This is a genomic window from Vibrio sp. 1288, from assembly GCF_033344475.1.
Genome location: NZ_JAWPOX010001062.1, coordinates 1 through 531 on the forward strand (window position 1 = coordinate 1; position 531 = coordinate 531).

The following is a 531-nucleotide window of genomic DNA, read 5'->3' on the forward strand; positions in this document are numbered from 1 at the left end:
CCAAAGGATAAGCAGCTAAATCGTGAATAGTAACTAAGTCTTTCTTCGCCAACGGATGATCTTTTGGCACCACAATAGAGCGATTCCAGTGGTAACAAGGCAACATGATAGCATCTTGGTAAAGATGGAGAGCTTCTGTTGCAATCGCAAAGTTGGCTGTACCTTTTGCAATCGCTTCAGACATTTGAGAAGGCGTACCTTGATGCATGTGCAAAGACACTTTCGGGTAACGTGCCGTAAAACCTTTGATGACATCAGGCAATGCATAGCGCGCTTGAGTATGGGTTGTTGAAATATTTAACGTGCCCATTTCAGGGTGAGTATGCTCGCCCGCCACCGCTTTGATGCTCTCAACCCGAGCAAGGATTTCTTGGGAAATACGTACGATCTCTTCACCTGCTGGTGTCACTTGCGTTAAATGTTTACCACTTCGTTCGAAGATCTGGATTCCCAGCTCATCCTCTAGTAAACGAACCTGCTTACTAATACCAGGCTGAGAGGTGTATAAACTCTCCGCCGTCGCAGAAACGT

The 531-nt window shown here is 46.1% G+C and carries 1 protein-coding gene; it reads right to left on the bottom strand.

Going from position 1 to position 531, the window contains the following annotated elements:
* The coding region (locus R8O11_RS30910) for a LysR substrate-binding domain-containing protein (RefSeq protein ID WP_318195350.1) at positions 1-531 on the bottom strand (531 nt) is incomplete at both ends.